At 68.6% G+C, this 15,550-nt stretch carries 14 protein-coding genes and 1 pseudogene; 10 read left to right on the plus strand and 5 right to left on the minus strand.

Annotation, left to right across the window (positions count from 1 at the left end; translation table 11 throughout):
- The first annotated feature begins 43 nt into the window (after window positions 1–43).
- From JHN63_RS13665 to JHN63_RS13705, 9 genes are read left to right on the plus strand one after another with little or no spacing between them, the layout of a single operon-like run.
- The gene (locus JHN63_RS13665; protein ID WP_200680057.1) at window positions 44–1,291 is read left to right on the plus strand and encodes an acyl-CoA dehydrogenase family protein; all 1,248 of its coding nucleotides are present in this window, start codon (window positions 44–46) and stop codon (window positions 1,289–1,291) included.
- A gap of 29 nt (window positions 1,292–1,320) precedes the next feature.
- Window positions 1,321–3,309 carry an ABC transporter permease gene (locus JHN63_RS13670; protein ID WP_200680058.1) on the plus strand — a complete coding sequence of 663 codons (1,989 nt, stop codon included), beginning with the start codon at window positions 1,321–1,323 and terminating at the stop codon, window positions 3,307–3,309.
- Between the two features lie 2 nt (window positions 3,310–3,311).
- Window positions 3,312–4,088, plus strand: coding sequence for an ABC transporter ATP-binding protein (locus JHN63_RS13675; RefSeq protein ID WP_234476546.1), 777 nt, complete (start codon window positions 3,312–3,314; stop codon window positions 4,086–4,088).
- Window positions 4,085–4,843: an ABC transporter ATP-binding protein gene (locus JHN63_RS13680; RefSeq protein WP_200680059.1), complete on the plus strand. Its 759-nt coding sequence runs from the start codon at window positions 4,085–4,087 to the stop codon at window positions 4,841–4,843. The genes JHN63_RS13675 and JHN63_RS13680 overlap by 4 nt, the downstream gene beginning before the upstream one ends.
- Window positions 4,840–5,490 carry an NADPH-dependent F420 reductase gene (locus tag JHN63_RS13685; protein WP_200680060.1) on the plus strand — a complete coding sequence of 217 codons (651 nt, stop codon included), beginning with the start codon at window positions 4,840–4,842 and terminating at the stop codon, window positions 5,488–5,490. Before JHN63_RS13680 ends, JHN63_RS13685 begins: the two co-directional genes overlap by 4 nt.
- 54 nt (window positions 5,491–5,544) lie before the next feature.
- The gene (locus JHN63_RS13690) at window positions 5,545–5,961 is read left to right on the plus strand and encodes an SRPBCC family protein (protein WP_200680061.1); all 417 of its coding nucleotides are present in this window, start codon (window positions 5,545–5,547) and stop codon (window positions 5,959–5,961) included.
- Window positions 5,954–6,661 carry an SDR family NAD(P)-dependent oxidoreductase gene (locus JHN63_RS13695; protein ID WP_200680062.1) on the plus strand — a complete coding sequence of 236 codons (708 nt, stop codon included), beginning with the start codon at window positions 5,954–5,956 and terminating at the stop codon, window positions 6,659–6,661. Before JHN63_RS13690 ends, JHN63_RS13695 begins: the two co-directional genes overlap by 8 nt.
- Window positions 6,662–6,689: 28 nt before the next feature.
- Window positions 6,690–7,424 (plus strand): CoA transferase subunit A, encoded by a 735-nt coding sequence (locus JHN63_RS13700; protein WP_200680063.1) that lies wholly within the window; start codon window positions 6,690–6,692, stop codon window positions 7,422–7,424.
- A 2-nt stretch (window positions 7,425–7,426) separates the two neighbouring features.
- The gene (locus JHN63_RS13705; protein ID WP_200680084.1) at window positions 7,427–8,089 is read left to right on the plus strand and encodes a 3-oxoacid CoA-transferase subunit B; all 663 of its coding nucleotides are present in this window, start codon (window positions 7,427–7,429) and stop codon (window positions 8,087–8,089) included.
- A 119-nt stretch (window positions 8,090–8,208) separates the two neighbouring features.
- On the opposite strand, the pseudogene JHN63_RS13710 reads toward JHN63_RS13705, so the two are convergent.
- The 4 genes and pseudogenes from JHN63_RS13710 to JHN63_RS13725 form a co-directional block, all read right to left on the minus strand.
- Window positions 8,209–8,955: pseudogene (locus JHN63_RS13710) on the minus strand (transposase family protein); the annotation flags it as partial.
- Between the two features lie 112 nt (window positions 8,956–9,067).
- Complete coding sequence (locus tag JHN63_RS13715; protein ID WP_200680064.1) at window positions 9,068–9,805, minus strand: hypothetical protein; 738 nt, start codon at window positions 9,803–9,805, stop codon at window positions 9,068–9,070.
- Between the two features lie 43 nt (window positions 9,806–9,848).
- Window positions 9,849–10,784, minus strand: a complete 936-nt coding sequence (locus tag JHN63_RS13720; RefSeq protein ID WP_200680065.1) for a fumarylacetoacetate hydrolase family protein — start codon at window positions 10,782–10,784, stop codon at window positions 9,849–9,851.
- Window positions 10,781–11,329, minus strand: a complete 549-nt coding sequence (locus JHN63_RS13725; protein ID WP_200680066.1) for a flavin reductase family protein — start codon at window positions 11,327–11,329, stop codon at window positions 10,781–10,783. Before JHN63_RS13725 ends, JHN63_RS13720 begins: the two co-directional genes overlap by 4 nt.
- Before the next feature lie 401 nt (window positions 11,330–11,730).
- Here JHN63_RS13725 and JHN63_RS13730 point away from each other — a divergent pair, with 401 nt between their 5' ends.
- Window positions 11,731–12,501: an IclR family transcriptional regulator gene (locus JHN63_RS13730; RefSeq protein ID WP_307781886.1), complete on the plus strand. Its 771-nt coding sequence runs from the start codon at window positions 11,731–11,733 to the stop codon at window positions 12,499–12,501.
- 61 nt (window positions 12,502–12,562) lie between these two features.
- Here the strand turns inward: JHN63_RS13730 and JHN63_RS13735 are convergent, their stop codons facing one another.
- A complete protein-coding gene (locus JHN63_RS13735) occupies window positions 12,563–15,004 on the minus strand; it encodes a SpoIIE family protein phosphatase (protein WP_200680068.1) in 2,442 nt (813 codons plus the stop codon).
- Window positions 15,005–15,550: the final 546 nt, after the last annotated feature.

Raw genomic sequence — 15,550 nt, forward strand, 5'->3', positions numbered from 1 at the left:
CACCCGTCCCCGCAACAACGGCGGACGGAGACCAGGAGACACCATGAGCGCCCCAGCGAGCGCCACGATCCGGCCCCGTGAGCCGAACCCGCGTCCCGAAGACCTGGTGCAACACGCGGCGGCCTTTCGAGACCGACTGCGGGACGAGCAGGGAGCCACGGAGGAGCGGGGCGCCTACTCGACCGAGACCCACGAGCTCTTCCGGCAGGCCGGCTTCTACCGGACCCTCCTGCCCCGCCGGTACGGCGGCTACGAGTTCGACGTACCCACGTTTCTGCGGGTGATCGTGGAGATCGCCCGCGGATGTCCCGGGACCGGTTGGGGCCTGTGCCTCGCGGCCGGGCACGGCCTGCAGATCGGCGGGCTCTACGGCGAGGCCGCCCAGGCCGGTGCCATCGGACCCGACGGGGACTTCGCCGCCCCCATGCGCGGCATCCCGATGGGCACGGCCACCCGAACCGAGCAGGGCTCGTGGCGGATCGCGGGGACGTGGGACTACTGCTCGGGATCGCCGTACTCCACCCACGCGATGCTCGCGGTGCGCCTCGACGAGGGCGACGGTCCGACCGGCGCCCAGGGGCTGGCGTTGGTGCCCCGCTCGGACTGGACGCTGATGGACGACTGGCGGCACCGTTCGTTCGGGATGCGAGGGAGCGGATCCAACAGCATCCAGGTCGACGGAGCCGTGGTGTCCGACGAGTTCGTCGTCCGCGGAAACCCGCTGGGGTTCGGCGGGAAGCCGGCGACGCCCGGTTACCGGCTGCACGGGAATCCCATGTACGCCGGCCACTCGATGGGCTACCTGCAACTGGAGATCACGTCGGTGCTGGTGGGCTGCGCCTATGCGGCGCTGGACGAGTACGAGCGGATCATCCGCGCCAAGAAGACTCCCGGACCACACGGCGTTCCGCGGTTCCAGACGGCCGACTACCAGCGCCACTGGGGTGTGGCCAGCGGCAAGGCCAGCGCGGCGGAGGACGTTCTTCTGCGCAGCAGCGAGTTCTACATGGAGCTCTGCCGGGAAGCCGTTGTCGACGACAAAGGGTTCGCCCCGGAGCAGCTGATGCGGATCCACGCCAGCACCCACCATGCCGTCAACCTTGCCTGGGAAGCCGTCGAGCTGCTGTTCCGCACCTCGGGAACCAGCGAGGGAGGGAGCAACGGCTCGCGCATGCAGCGGTACTACCGGGACATCTCCACGGCACGGACCAACGTCGGGTTGCAGTGGGAGACCTTCGCCACCGTGCTGGCCCAGGAGCACTTCGGCCTGAAGGCCGACGGACTCGTCTGAGCCGGCGGCACGGCCGAAGGAGAAAGCTCATGGAGACATTTGTTCTTTTCGCGCTGCTGGGGCTCGGTTCGGGCGCGGTCATCGCGAGCATCGCGCTGGGCGTGGTGCTCAGCTGGCGAGGCAGCGGCTCGATCAACCTGGCCGCGGGCGCGACGGTCATGGTCGCCGGCTATGTGTTCTGGGCGCTGCGCACCGGGTTCTTCGGGTTCGCGCTGCAGACCGTCCCGGCGATCGTCCTGACACTGCTGTTCATGGCCCTCTACGCCGTGGTCGTGGAGCTGGTGGCCGTCAGACCGCTGCGCAGCGCCTCCCCGCTCGCCAAGCTCGTGGCGTCGTTGGGCGTGCTGTTGCTGACTCAGGCGATGGTCCTGCTGATCTTCGGCAGCGCGCCGCTGAACAGCCCGTCGGTGCTGACCGGCGACGTCGTGTCCGTCTTCGGTGTGGCGGTGCCCGAGGCGCAGTTCGTCCTGGCGGGGATCGTGGTGGTGCTGGCCGGCGCTCTCGCCGCTCTCTACCGCTTCACCCGGTTCGGGCTCGCCACGCGGGCCGCCTCGGAGAGCGAGAGGTCGGCCGCTCTCGCCGGACTGTCGCCGAACGTCATCTCGTTGGGCAACTCCGTCCTCGGGCATGTGGTCACCGGGTTCGTGGGAGTGCTGGCCGCGTCGATCGTCGGACTGAGCGCCACGACACTGCCACTGCTGATCATCCCGGCGCTGGCCGCGGCACTGTTCGCGCGCTTCACCTCGTTCGGTGTCGCGTGTGCCGTCAGCCTGCTCATCGGGATCAGCGAGTCGTTGCTCTTCCAGGCGTCGAACGAGTCGTGGTTCCCGACCCAGAACGGCTCCGCCATCCCGGGCGTGCAGCAGGTGGTCGAGTTCCTCCTCATCGTCATCGCCCTGTGGTGGCGGGGCTCAAGCCTTCCCCTCCGCGGCGACCTGGTGGAACGGTCCCTGCCGATGGTGCCCGACCAGGACCGGCTCGCCAGGCGGGTCGCCCCGGTGGCCGTCGCGTGCGCCGTGGCCCTCGTGGTGCTTCCCTCCGACTTCCGACAGGCCGTCGCGACCGGCCTGGTGGCCACCGTCCTGTGTCTCTCCTTCGTCGTGATCATGGGGTACGTCGGTCAGCTGTCGGTGGTCCAGTTGGCGCTGGCCGGCGTCGCCGGATTCGTCCTCTCGCACCTTGAGGCGGCGTACGGTATCGGCTTTCCGTTGGGCCCGATCCTGGCGATCGCCGCGGCGACCGCGCTCGGGGTGCTCATCGGCGCCAGCGCGCTGAGGGTGCGGGGAGTCACGCTGGTCGTGGTGACGCTGGCTGCCGCGATCGCCATCGAACAGTTCGTCTTCGCCAACCCGGACTGGGGCGGTGGCCAGACAGGGGCTCCCGTCGAGTCACCGACGCTGTTCGGCCTCGACCTCGGCACCGACGCGTCCTTCCGTGGCCTGGACGGGGCACTGCCCAGTCCGGTCTTCGGCCTGCTGGCGCTGGTGGTGACCGTGGTGCTCTACCTGTTCGTGGCCAATCTGCGCAGGGGAGACCTGGGCCGCCGCATGCTGGCCGTGCGCTCGAACGAACGGGCCGCCGCGGCGGCAGGCGTCAACGTGCGAGCCGTCAAGATCCAGGGCTTCGCCATCGCGTCCTTCCTGGCCAGCATCGCCGGCGTGATGTACGCCTACGACTTCCGCACGGTGTCGGCGAACAGCTACGGCACCATGAGCGCCCTCTCCCTGGTCGCGAGTGTCTACGTCCTGGGCGTGACGCTGGTCCAGGGCGGCGTGCTGGCCGGATTCGGGGCCGCCGGCGCGGTGATCCCGCTCATCCTCCAGACCTGGGTCCTGCCGGAGAGCCGGGTCTCCATCTACATGCAGCTCATCATCGGCGCCGGTCTGCTCATCCAGCTGCGGTTCTGCCCCGACGGGCTGTTGGTGGCGTCGGCGACGAAGCGGGAGCGACGAGCGCGCGCATCACGCGCCGACAAGGCGTTGACCGCGGTGGGCGCCAACCCGCAGGGAGGGGTGTGACCATGCCGAGTCCTGTGCTGTCCGCACGCGGTATCAGTGTCCGGTACGGCGGGGTGCAGGCGCTCTCCGGCGTCGACATCGAGGTGGGTCCCGGCCAGATCGTGGGACTGATCGGCCCCAACGGGGCGGGGAAGACCACGTTCATCGACGCCGTGACCGGTTTCGCGCCGTGCACGGGCAGCGTCGAGGTGGCCGGTTGCGACCTGGGGCCGCTGCGCCCGCACGCCCGAGTGCAGGCGGGCCTCGGCCGGACGTGGCAGGCCGTGGAGCTCTTCGACGCCCTCACCGTGGCGGAGAACCTGGCGGTCGCCGCCCGTCGGCCGACGCTCTGGACGACGATCCGGGAGCTGCTGACCAACGCCGAGGCGACCAGGCCCGCGGTGGGCCATGCCCTGGAGGCGCTCGGCATCGTGGACCTCGCCGAGGCGATGCCGGGCGAGCTCTCGGAGGGGCAGCGAAAGCTGGTCGGTATGGCCCGGGCCTTCGTGGGTGAGCCCAAGGTGGTGCTGCTGGACGAGCCGGCCGCCGGCCTGGACACCGACGAGAGCGCGGAGCTCGGCAAACAACTGCGACGGCTCGGTGACCAAGGCACTCCGATGCTGCTCATCGACCACGACATCAATCTCGTGTTCGCGACCTGCGATCACGTGGTCGTCCTCGAGTTCGGCCAGGTCATCGCCACCGGACGTCCGGCGGACGTGCGCCGTGACCCCAGGGTGATCTCCGCCTATCTGGGATCCGCGGCCTCTGACGACATCGAGGCCGGGGAGGAATCGTGAGCCAACCAGTACTGCGCATCGAGGGTCTGACCGCGGGTTACGGCAGCGTCGACGTCGTTCGCGATGTCCATCTGGAGGTCGGGAAGGGGGAAGTGGTGGCCCTGCTGGGCCCCAACGGGGCCGGCAAGACCACGACGTTGCGCGCGCTCTCCGGCCTGGTGAAGGTCTCAGCGGGTTCGATAACGATGGGCGGCCGGGACCTGACCGGACTGACTGCCGCCGCACGAGCGCGCTGCGCCATCGCGCACGTCCCGGAGGACCGGGGGCTGTTCAGGGGGCTGACCGTGGCCGAGCACCTCAGGCTCGGGCCGCGCGGCGAACGACTCGAGGCGGACCTGGCCTACCGGTACTTCCCGGCACTACCGGCCATCGCCGACCGACGCGCGGGGGTCCTGTCCGGCGGCGAGCAGCAGATGCTCGCGGTCGGACGGGCGCTGGCCCGCAGACCCTCGCTGCTGGTGCTCGACGAGCTCAGTCTCGGATTGGCCCCGGTGATCGTCGAGCAGTTGCTGCCGGTGATCCGGGCCTACGCGGACGAGAGCGGCTGCGCCGTCCTGCTGGTCGAGCAGCACGTGCACCTCGCCCTGGAGATCTCCGACCGGGCCTATCTGATGGCCCACGGCGTCGGCAGCGACAGCCATGACGCCGCGGTGCTACGGCGGGACCGCAGCGTGATCCAGGCCAGCTATCTCGGGGGACAGGAGTGGACACCCACTGCTGATCGTGAAAAGGAACGAGACGGAGACACGCAATGAGGATCGGAATCATCGGGGCCGGCCGGATGGGCCAGGCACTCACGGGTCTGCTCGTGGAGGCCGGTCACGACGTCGTGCTCGCGAACTCGCGAGGTCCGGAGTCGCTGGCCGCCTTGACGGCCCAGTTCGGTGACCACGCCAGTGCGGCCGATGTCCCCGGTGCCGTGAAGGGGAGTGACCTCGTCATTCTGGCCACGCCCTGGGGCCGGACCGCGGAAGCGGTGTCGGCTGTCGAGGACTGGTCCGGCGTGGTGGTGGTCGACACCACCAACAACCGCAGCAAGCCCGGCCCCGACGGCCTCATCGACATCGGGGACCGCATCTCGAGCCAGGTCGTCGCCGAGTTCGTGCCCGGCGCCCGGCTGGTCAAGGCCTTCAACACCACGCCCATCCCGTTCCTGGTCAAGGGCCTGGGAGCGGCGGCCGGCGAGGACAACGCCGTGTACATGGCCGGGGACGACTCCGACGCCAAGGCGCTCGTCGGGGCGCTCATCGCCAGTGTCGGCGGGGAGGCCGTCGACACCGGTGACCTGCACACCGGCGGTTGGCTGCAGGGCATGTCCGGCCCGTTGGCCGGGACCCTGGAAATGCTCACCCCGACGGATGCCCGGGCCCGTCTGGCAAAGGTCCTTGACCAGGTGCGCTAGCACCCGGCGAACCAAGCACACCCACTTCACCAGGAACAGGAAAGAGAGAACACCATGGCCATTGTCAACGTCAGCAAGTCCATAGCGCTCAAGGCCCCGGCCGACCATGTGTGGGCGTTCGTGAGTGACTTCGGCGGCTATGCGGCGTGGCAGCCGCACATCGCCTCGGTCGAACTGCGCCCCGACGGCGACCGCCTGGTCAACTTCACTCGCGGAGACTCGGTGTTCGACCGGATCTCCGCCAAGGACGACGCGGCACGCACCCTCACCTACGGGCTCGTCCCCGGTCAGAAGACGCCGATGACGAAGCTCGAAGCGACGTTCACGGTCACCGGATCCGGCGCCGGCAGCGACGTCGAGTACGCCATCGAAGTCGACGTGCCCGACCAGATGCAGGACGCCGCGCGTGCCGGGATCGGGGCCGACATCGATGGAGCGCTCGCCGGTCTCGACGCCAAGTTCAATGGGTGAGGCCGATGGCGGGGCGCCCGTCGCCCTTGTCACCGGAGGCGCCGGGTTCATCGGCAGCGCGATCGTCAAGGCGCTGACCGCACGGGGCCACCGTGTCGTCATCCTTGACCGAGCCGGGCACGACGCCGTCGATCTCGCGGACGAGAAGCAGGTCCGCGCGGCGGCCCGCACGGTGCTGGAGCGGTACCACCGCTGTGACGTGCTGGTCCACGCCGGTGTCAACTTCGAGCGAGCGGCCCTCCCCGACCTCGACACCGCGCTCCTGCGCCGGATGATGACCGTCAACGTCGAGGCTCCGCTCTGGCTCCTGCAGGAGTTGACGCCGAGCATGGCCGAGCACCACTTCGGCCGGGTCGTGATGGTCGTGTCGGACACGTTCTTCGACCCGCCGCCGGTGGCGGACATGCTCCCGTACGTCATGACCAAGGGCGCCCTGATCGGCGCCGCGCGGGCTCTGGCCCGTTCCCTGGGCGCGGACGGCATCACCGTCAACTGCGTCGCACCAGGCATGACACCGCCCCCGGTGTCCGAGCCCGGACTCGGCTCGAACGTGGCCGAGGGAGTGCGCTCGCGACAGGCACTCCCACGGACCCTCGTCCCCGAGGACGTGGCCGAGGTCGTCGGCTTCCTCGCCTCACGGGAGGCCGAGGCCCTCACCGGGCAGACCATCTGCCCGGACGGGGGACTGGTGCTGCGGTGAACGACAGCACGAGGAGACAGAGCAGGTCGTGGACAAAGTAGTCGAGAGCGCCGCCGCGGCCGTCCGCGACATAGCCGATGGAGCGAGCATCGCGGTAGGCGGGTTCGGGACGGCAGGGGTCCCGTGGACGCTGGTGGCGGCACTCCTCGACCAGGGTGCGAAGGACCTCACCGTCGTGACCAACAACTGCGGCGTCAACGGCGTCGGGCTGGTGCGGCTGCTCCAGGAGCACCGCATCAGCAAGGTCATCGCGTCCTACTTCGGCCAGAACCTGGAGTTCGCCCGCCAGTACCTGGCCGGCGAGATCGAGGTCGAACTGACGCCCCAGGGCACGCTGGCCGAACGCCTGCGTGCCGGCGGTGCGGGAATCGCGGCCTTCTTCACTCCGACCGGAGTGGGCACGGTGGTGGCCGAGGGAGGACTCCCTCGGCGCTACGGCGCAGCCGGCGCGGTCACCGTCGCGTCGCCGCCGAAGGAGGTCCGCACCTTCACGGTGAGGGGTCGCGCCAGGGACTTCGTTCTGGAGGAGAGCATCGTCACCGACTACGCGTTCGTCAGGGCAGCGGTCGCGGACCGCCATGGCAACGCCGTCTTCCATGCCGCGGCGATGAACTTCAATCCGGACGTGGCGATGGCCGGGCGCCTCACGGTCGTCGAGGCGGAACGGGTGGTGGAACCCGGCGAGATCGATCCCGACTCGGTGCACCTTCCGGGGGTCTTCGTGCAGACCGTGATCGTCGCGGACGCCGGGAGGATCGGGTGAAGATCGGCTGGACGCGCCAGGAGATGGCTGCGCGGGCCGCGCGGGAGTTGCGCGACGGCGAGTGCGTCAATCTCGGCATCGGACTGCCCACCCAGGTACCCCAGTACCTGGAGCCGGGCGTGCATGTAGTGGTCCACAGCGAGAACGGCGTCCTGGCCGTCGGGCCGTATCCCGAGCACGGCCAGAGTGACCCTGACGTGATCAACGCCGGCACCGAGCAGGTGACCACGTTGCCCGGCGCTGCGTTCTTCTCCTCTTCGCTGTCGTTCGCCATGATCCGCGGGGGGCACGTGGACACCACGATCCTTGGGGGAATGCAGGTCTCGGCCACCGGAGATCTCGCCAACTGGATGATCCCGGGCCTCATGGTGAAGGGGATGGGCGGGGCGATGGACCTGGTGAACGGCGCCGGTCGCGTCATCGTCCTCATGGAGCACGTGGCCAAGGACGGTTCGCCCAAACTGCTGCCCCGGTGCAGCCTCCCCCTCACCGGCCGAGGAGTGGTCGATCGGATCATCACCGATCTCGGTGTGCTGGACGTGACGGCGCAGGGGCTGCAGTTGGTCGAGCTGGCTCCGGGCGTCGACCTTGGCTTCGTGCTCGGCGCCACCGCGACTCCAGTAGTCGTGGCCTCCCAGTTCGCCGACAGTCGTGAGGGGGTCTAGCTCGGGCCGCCTTCCGTACGGCAAACCACACGCGTCGCCCATGTTTCCGCATGGGCGACGCGTGTGGTTCTGCCAACGTGTGTTGCACAAGGCCGTGTTCGGCGAGGCCGGAGCGGGTGAGCGGGGTCGTGCATGTGGACGGCGTGATGGAGGCTGTCGCCGCGTTGCCGGCAGTCACGGAGGATCTTGTAGTTCTTCAGGCGTCCGACGACATGGTCCACGCGGGCGCGGACCATGTCGTGGGCGGCATTGTCGTCCTCCTCGCCCGGAAGGAGAGCCCGCCCGGGGCGTTTGCGGTGCGGCACCGCCATCCCGCAGTCGAGATGGGCGCCGTCGCCGAGCATCGTCACGCCCTGGCAGTGCCGACTCGGTCCGGACTGCCGCCAGGCGTGTGCGTCCGCGGTGGTGCCCGGCACCGGTCGCGCAGCAGCGATCACCAGCCGCGTGTCCGCGTCCACGATGACCTGCACGTTCGCCGAGAACCGGTAGGTGCGGCTGGATGCGGCCATCCTCCGGTCGCGGAGCGGGATCGGCGTGCCGTCCGCGATCCGCGTGCGTTCCGGGGCATCGGCCGGGCGGGAGACGGGCTCGATCGCGAGCAGCGGTCCCAGCCTTGGGATCACCCGGCACACGGTGGAGGAGGACACGCCGAACAGCGGGCCCAGCTGCCGCATCGTCAGATTGGTGCGGTAGTACACCGCGACCACCGGCACCCGCTCGGCCGGCGGCAGCGACCACGGCCGGTCCCGCAAGGTGCCGTCACCGCCCCGCTCCCGCACCACCTTCAACGGACGCGCGAACTGCGTCACTCGCAGCCCGGTGAACGTCTCCACCCGCACCCGCTCGGCCCTCAACACCCCGGCCACACACCGGAGATGCCCGGATCACGGCCTTGTGCAACACCCTTTGACCCGCGTTGGTGTCGACGCCGGGCGTGGCCGACTCGGGGGCGACCGATGCCTCGATGGTGCGGGGCGTTCAGGTTTCCGGGGTGAGTTCGCTTAGGTCGCCGGGAGCGACTGTCACGAACATCATCCATCGGTCTCCGCGGCCCCGGGTGACATGGCCGGCTCCTGTCACGTCGTCGATGAGCGCGACGTCACCGGTCACCGGGTGGGTGAGAGTGCCGTCACCGGTCTCGTTTTCACCGCTGCCGTTCAGGGTGATGCCGAACTGCCGGCGTGGACCGTTGTGCCACACTCCCGGGGTGTAGCCCTCTGATCCGTAGTCGCGTCGGGTGACAAAGGCTCCGATCGACGTCGGCCACTTGTCGACCGGCGGTACCGAACCGAGAGAGTACGGCCACCGGAAGGGCTCGGAGCGTGAGTGCCCGCCGTCGTCGTATATCCATGTCAGAAGGGGTCGGCCGGGTCGCGGATCATGGCGAGAGCTGACCTTGGTGAGTCCCGGTTCCGGTACCCATTCCGGGGTTGAGACGAAGAACAGCCAGGCGTCGTCCGGCCACGTGAGACCGATCTCCTCGGCAGCGCCGACATCGAAACACACGACGTCACCGGGACCTAGTTCGGTGACGGCGCGCCTGCTGGCGGAGAGCTCGATGCGGCCGGACAGCACGACGACCAGGTGGCAGCCGAGTGCCGGGAGCGCGGGCATGTCGTCCGCTCGAAGGCGGGCGAGCCAGAAGCGCGATGCCGGGATGACGTCGTAGGGACCCTTGTCCCTGGCATCGCGGTAGGGGAGGAGCACCTGACGCACATCCGCGGCTCCGGAGACGTCAGTGACGTGCAGTACGCGCACTTCAGGCCTGGACCGCTACGGGCACGTACTTGCCGCTGAGCTGTGGCGGGGTGCCTTGGAGGCCGGCGAGGGCACGGTCGTGACGCGTCTCGCGCTTCCAGGTGCGCTTGAGATCGTCCTGGACGTCGATGCGCAGCCGACCCAGACCGCCGACCTCGAGTTCGACGAGGTCACCGTCCATGAGCGGGTGCAGGCCGCCATGGGTGGTTCCGGTGGCCACCAGGTCGCCAGGTTCGAGGGTGTGCAGCGAGGAGACGAACGCGATCGACTCGGCGATGCTGTAGGCCATGTCGTCGGTGCTGAAGTCCTGCATCAGTCTGCCGTTGGTCCAGAGGCGGACCGGCAGGTTCTGCGGGTCCGGCACCTCGTCGGCGGTCACCAGGAAGGGACCGATCGGGCAGAAGGTCTCGCGGGACTTCATCTGGTAGAAGGCGTTCTGGCGGGGCGGGATGCCTCGGGCGGAGCCGTCGATGAGGTTGGTGTACCCGAAGACGTAGGTCATCGCTTCGTCGACGGAGACGTTGTGGGCCCGCCGCCCGATGATGACGGCGAGCTCGGCCTCCCCTTCGAACACCGTCGCGGGGATGTCGGGAAGCACCATCCGGTCGCCGTGACCGATGATCGAGTGGGGTGTCTTGGGGAAACCGTTGATGGCAGGGCGCTCGGTGGCTCCCTCTATGTAATTGCGTGCCATGCAGTCGATGTTCAGCGGCCTCGGGACCGGGGGGCGGACGCGGACGGAGTCCAGCGGGACGCCGATATCTTCTTCGGCCACCTGCCGGAACCTGTCCTGGAACTCCGACCATCGGGTGATGACGGTCGTCAGCAGGTCCTGCGGGTGAGCCGGTGACAGATCGGCGACAGCGCCGCTCACGTCGACGACGGAGTCGCCGTCGAATACGCCCAGCCGGAAGTCATTGAAGAACAGGAGCTTCACGCGTTTTCCCTTCGGGGTTGGTCGAGGTCGGTGGGGACGAACTGGCCGTACTGGCCCCGGAAGAAGACCAGAGCCCGTCCGTCCCGTGCGGAGGCGAGATCCAGCACCCGTGCGACCGCGATGGTGTGGTCGCCGGCGTCGTGCTCGGTGACCAGTTCGCAGTCCAGCCAGGCGATCGCGTCGTCGAGCGCCGGCCCGGCGTCGCGGTGGTGCCAGCTGATTCCGGCGAATCGATCCGTGGCGGATCGCGAGAACTGCCGTGAGATCTGTTCGTGATGCGATGCCAGCACGCTGACGCAGAAGCGCTGCTCGCGTCGGATCTGAGGCCAGGTGCTCGATGTGCGAGCGGCACACACGGCGATCAGGGGCGGATCCAGTGAGACGGAGGTGATCGAGTTGGCTGCCATCCCCACGGGCTGACCGGGGGTGTCGGCTGCCAGCACCACCACCCCGGTGGGGAGATGGCCAAGTACGTTGCGGAACTCGCTCGGGTCGATGGTCCTGGGGGCTGAGAAGTTGGCGACTCGTTCACTTTGCGGTGGCATGTCTGTATTCCATCTGCCGGAATCTTATTCCGAAAAGATTAGTGATGGGTTCCACGGCCGTCAAGGGTGGCGGAGGATCGTCGTGCGGAGGGGGAGCGGAGGGGGCACGCCGCGGACAGCGGTGCCGACGCAGGGGCATCGGGGCGGGCGCCGCTTCGGTGGTGGGCGCAACAAGGCGACCGGGGTGGTCCTCCGGACAGGGCTGAACGGCGCGAGGCGCGGATGCCGACTCGGTGCACAAGGGGCAACCGGCCCGGTTCAGGGGCCTGCGGGGCGGTGGTCCGTGCCAGGTGCTACGAGGGCGGCGCCGGATCAGTATCCTGTGGTGGATCGGAGGTCTTGTGAAGGAAGAAGGCTCGTCTTCGGCTGGTTCGCCCGGCGAGGGTCGGGACATTGGGCATGTGCGGGCGGTTCAGCGGGCGGCTCGTATTGTGACGGCGCTGACTGAGCATCCATACCCTTTGGGGATAGTGGAGTTGGCGAAGTTCGTGGGGCTGTCCCCGGGCAGTGTTCACCGGTTGCTGGCGACGCTGGTCAGTGTGGGGTGGGTGGAGCAGAACTCACGGACCAGTAAGTACCGGCTGGGGATGGGGGCTGTGGGCATCGGCAGTGTGGCGTTGGTGAGCAACCCTGTGGTGCTGGACAGTCGTGCGCATCTGTCGCGGATTGCTCAGTGGTCGGGTCATGACGCGGTGCTGAGTACGTTGGTCGGCGGCAAGACGGTGCAGTTGGCGCGTTCGGCCGGTGTGAACACGGAGCTCATCGAGTTTGAGCCGGGGCATCCGCAGCCGGCTCATGCGATGGCTGATGGGAAGCTGTTGCTGGCCTATCTGCCGGAAGACGAGGTGCGTGACGCCGTCGGGGTTGAGGAGTGGCGGCGTTTCACTCGGAACACGATCACTGATTTTGACCGGATGCGGCGTGAGTTCGAGGAGATTCGGGCGCAGGGGTATGCGGTCGACAATTTCGAGCGGTTCGACACCGGACGTGGTATCGCGGTTCCGGTGGTGGACTCCGGTGGGCGTCCGCTGGCGGCGATGATGTGTCTGGGCAAGCTGGATCCGGCTCAGGACGCGGAGTTGGTGCAGCAACTGCAGTCGGTGGCGCGTGAGATGTCCGACCGTTTGAACGCGAGTGGAGACCTGCCCTCGTCATCGTTCGAACCGACCTGATCCGCGGCACGGATCTGCTGCTGGGCGGGCGTCTCCCCTGCCGGCATGCGGCAGACACGGCCTACAGGGTCGCGCTGTCCCACACCGCGGCAAGGGCGGTCTCCGGCACCGAAAGGGCTGTGGTCGATTCCTCCGCCCAGATGGTCTTGCCCGTCTGGTGGTAGCGGCTTCCCCACCGCTTGGAGAGCTGGGCCACCAGGAACAGCCCGCGGCCACCCTCGTCGCCGGCCTGCGCACGCCGTAGCCGAGGCTGGGTGTTGCTGCTGTCCGTGACCTCGCACACCAGCGTTGTGTCGTCGTGGAAGAGGCGCAGGCCGACGGTCCCGCCGCCGTAGCGAATCGCATTGGTGACCAGCTCACTGACGATCAGCTCGGTGGTGAAGGCCATGTGGTCGAGCCCCCACGCGGCCAGCTGTCCGGTGACGGCCTTGCGTGCGTCGGTGACTACGGCGGGATCGTCGGGAAAGGTCCAGTCGGCGATGGCGGACGCGGGAATCCTCTGGGTGCGGGCCAGGAGAAGCGCCATGTCGTCACGGGACGGCGTCTCGGTGAGCTCTGCCAGCACGTCGTGGCCGATGTCCTTCAACGTCTTGTCCTGGCGGCACAGCGACGAAAGTCTGTCCAGAAGTTCGTGGATGCTCCGGTCGATGTCGTCGGACCGGGCACGGACGAGGCCGTCGGTGTAAAGGGCCAGCGTGCCGTCGGGTTCCAGCTCGACCGTGGTCTCCTCGAAAGGCATGCCGCCCACTCCGAGGGGTGGCCCCGGAGCGACTGTGATCAGGCGGCCCGTTCCGTCGGGCTGGATCACTGCAGGGGGCGGATGCCCCGCGGAGGCGAGGGAGCAGGTGCCGGTGACCGGGTCGTACAGCGCGTACAGACAGGTGGCGCCGATGGAGTCCTTGAGACGAGGATCCGCTTCCTCGGCGAGTTGCTGGACGAGATCGTCGAGGTGGCCGAGGAGCTCGCCGGGTGGGAACTCCAGGTCGGCCAGGGTGTGGATCGCGGTCCGCAAGCGGCCCATGGTGGCGGCGGCGTGCAGTCCGTGCCCCGTTACGTCACCGACGACGAACGCCACCCGTAGCGACGGCAGCGGGATGACGTCGAACCAGTCGCCGCTGATGTCCGCCCCGCCGCTCGCGGGCACGTAGCGACCGGCCGACTCCGCCGCCGTCGTCCGCATGACGGCCCTGGGGAGCAACCGCTCTTGCAACGCGACCGCGGCCCGATGCTCACGGGTGTACCGGCGGGCGTTGTCCAGGCTCAGCGCGGCGCGTGCGGCGATGTCGAACAGCAGATCCGCGTCCTCTTGCTGGAACGGCTCGGGCCGGTCGGTCCGCCATACCCCGACGACCCCCAGAAAATGGCCCCGCGCGAACAGCGGGGCGATGACGGCCGAGTGCCCCCTCGCCGGCAGCATCGACCGGATCAGTTCCGGGTCCTCGAGGAGGTCCGCCATCTCCTGCCGCGTTGCGTTGAAGACCTCCTCGCCGTGCAGGGCCGCCCGGCGTACGTGGGCGGTGTCCGGGAGGTTCGGGATCACGCCGCCCACGGGGATGAGCTCCTCGGGCCAGGGGCCGACGGCCGAGGCCACCGCCACCCGGCGCAGGGACCGTGGGCCGCCGGGAAGGAGCCCCTTGGGGGTCTCGTCGCCATCGAGCACGGAGTCGACTATCTCCACCGTGGCCATGTCCCCGAGGGCCGGTACGAGCACGCTCGCGATGTCCTGGGCGGTCCGCGTCACGTCCAGCGAAGCACCGATCCTGTCCGACGCCTGATGACTCACCTCGGTACGGCGCCGGGCACGTTGCTGCTCCGTGTTGTCGATGAAGATCGCGGCGACTCCGGTAGGCCGGGCGTACCTGTCTTCCAGGCGGAACGCGGACAGGGAGAAGGATCGCTCCCGCTGTGACGCGTCCCTCGCCCGCATCCGCTGTTCTCCCGCGACCTGCGCCACCCCGGTCTCCAGTACCCGGCGCAGCCGCCTCTCGACCTCGTGCGCGTCGTCCCCGGAGATCACGTCCGCCAGGTGATCGCCCGCGTGCAGGGGAGGCCACCCGTACATTCCCGGGGAGCCGTTGGTGCGGACGACCTTCAGTCCGGCGTCGAAGATGACGATCCCCAGCTGCTTCTGGGCGAGCAGGGCATGCAGGAAGGACGTGCTCTGTTCCCACGGCCCCGCCTCCGACGCAGGCGTTATCACCAGGGCGACCTCGGAGGAGCCGTCCAGAGGCACTTGGACGACAGCCAATTCGACCGGTTCTCCGGAGCCGTGTCGGAACAGAGTCGTGCCGCGGCTCGCGATGGGGAAACCACCCTCCGCCACTTCGAGGAGCGGTTGAGCGGGATCTTCGAGCAGCCTCGTGATGGGCAGCCCGCGCACCTCCGCGACCCTGTACCCCAGCAGCTCGGCGGCCGCACCGGAGCACTGCCGCACGACTCCCGCGCGGTCGAGCAGGATGACGCCCGCCTCGCCGGCCGCGCCGCGCTCACTCAGGTTCGCCATGGGCCACCTCACCTGCGGCAGACGCCGCAGCATCCCTTCAAGTATGTATCGGTGGCCGCGAGGCCCGCCAACGAACCGCACCTGTGCCCCGCACATCAAGGGGCACGGTGTCGGCCCCCAGGATTGTCCATTGTCTCGCTCAGTAAAACAGTAGTTTCGACAAGGAGGACATGCTCGGGTTTTGGGGGTATCGTCATCGCTCGCACCAGCAGTCTGAGCGGACACTGTGGGCGCAACGCCGCTCCCTGGGCGTCCGGCGCCGGCCGTGCTCGCCATACCTCCGCGTGGAGATGTCCCATGCAAGAAGGCTTCTACCTGCAGCCGTCGCAGGAAAATTCAGGACCGAAACATTCATCCGGCGGGCACAGTGTTCCTCGCAAGAAGTGGCATCTGGAGACCAGATACCTAGTTCCCAACATCGCACTCCTCGCGATCCAGATCATTTTTGGTACGTCGGCGAATCTCCCAGGTATTCGTATTTTCGGCACATCGGGCATGTCCTTGGGGATCCTCCTGTGTCTGACTCAGATGGCGACCCTCCTGGCT

It is taken from the genome of Streptomyces sp. MBT65, assembly GCF_016612545.1.
GTDB lineage: Bacteria > Actinomycetota > Actinomycetes > Streptomycetales > Streptomycetaceae > Streptomyces.

Bases quoted from the DNA above. Each gene is read 5' to 3' on its own strand.
- JHN63_RS13665 (WP_200680057.1), top strand. From the start codon at position 44: ATGAGCGCCCCAGCGAGCGCCACGATCCGGCCCCGTGAGCCGAACCCG.
- JHN63_RS13670 (WP_200680058.1), top strand. From the start codon at position 1,321: ATGGAGACATTTGTTCTTTTCGCGCTGCTGGGGCTCGGTTCGGGCGCG.
- JHN63_RS13675 (WP_234476546.1), top strand. From the start codon at position 3,312: ATGCCGAGTCCTGTGCTGTCCGCACGCGGTATCAGTGTCCGGTACGGC.
- JHN63_RS13685 (WP_200680060.1), top strand. From the start codon at position 4,840: ATGAGGATCGGAATCATCGGGGCCGGCCGGATGGGCCAGGCACTCACG.
- JHN63_RS13690 (WP_200680061.1), top strand. From the start codon at position 5,545: ATGGCCATTGTCAACGTCAGCAAGTCCATAGCGCTCAAGGCCCCGGCC.
- JHN63_RS13695 (WP_200680062.1), top strand. From the start codon at position 5,954: ATGGGTGAGGCCGATGGCGGGGCGCCCGTCGCCCTTGTCACCGGAGGC.
- JHN63_RS13725 (WP_200680066.1), bottom strand. From the start codon at position 11,329: ATGCCACCGCAAAGTGAACGAGTCGCCAACTTCTCAGCCCCCAGGACC.
- JHN63_RS13735 (WP_200680068.1), bottom strand. From the start codon at position 15,004: ATGGCGAACCTGAGTGAGCGCGGCGCGGCCGGCGAGGCGGGCGTCATC.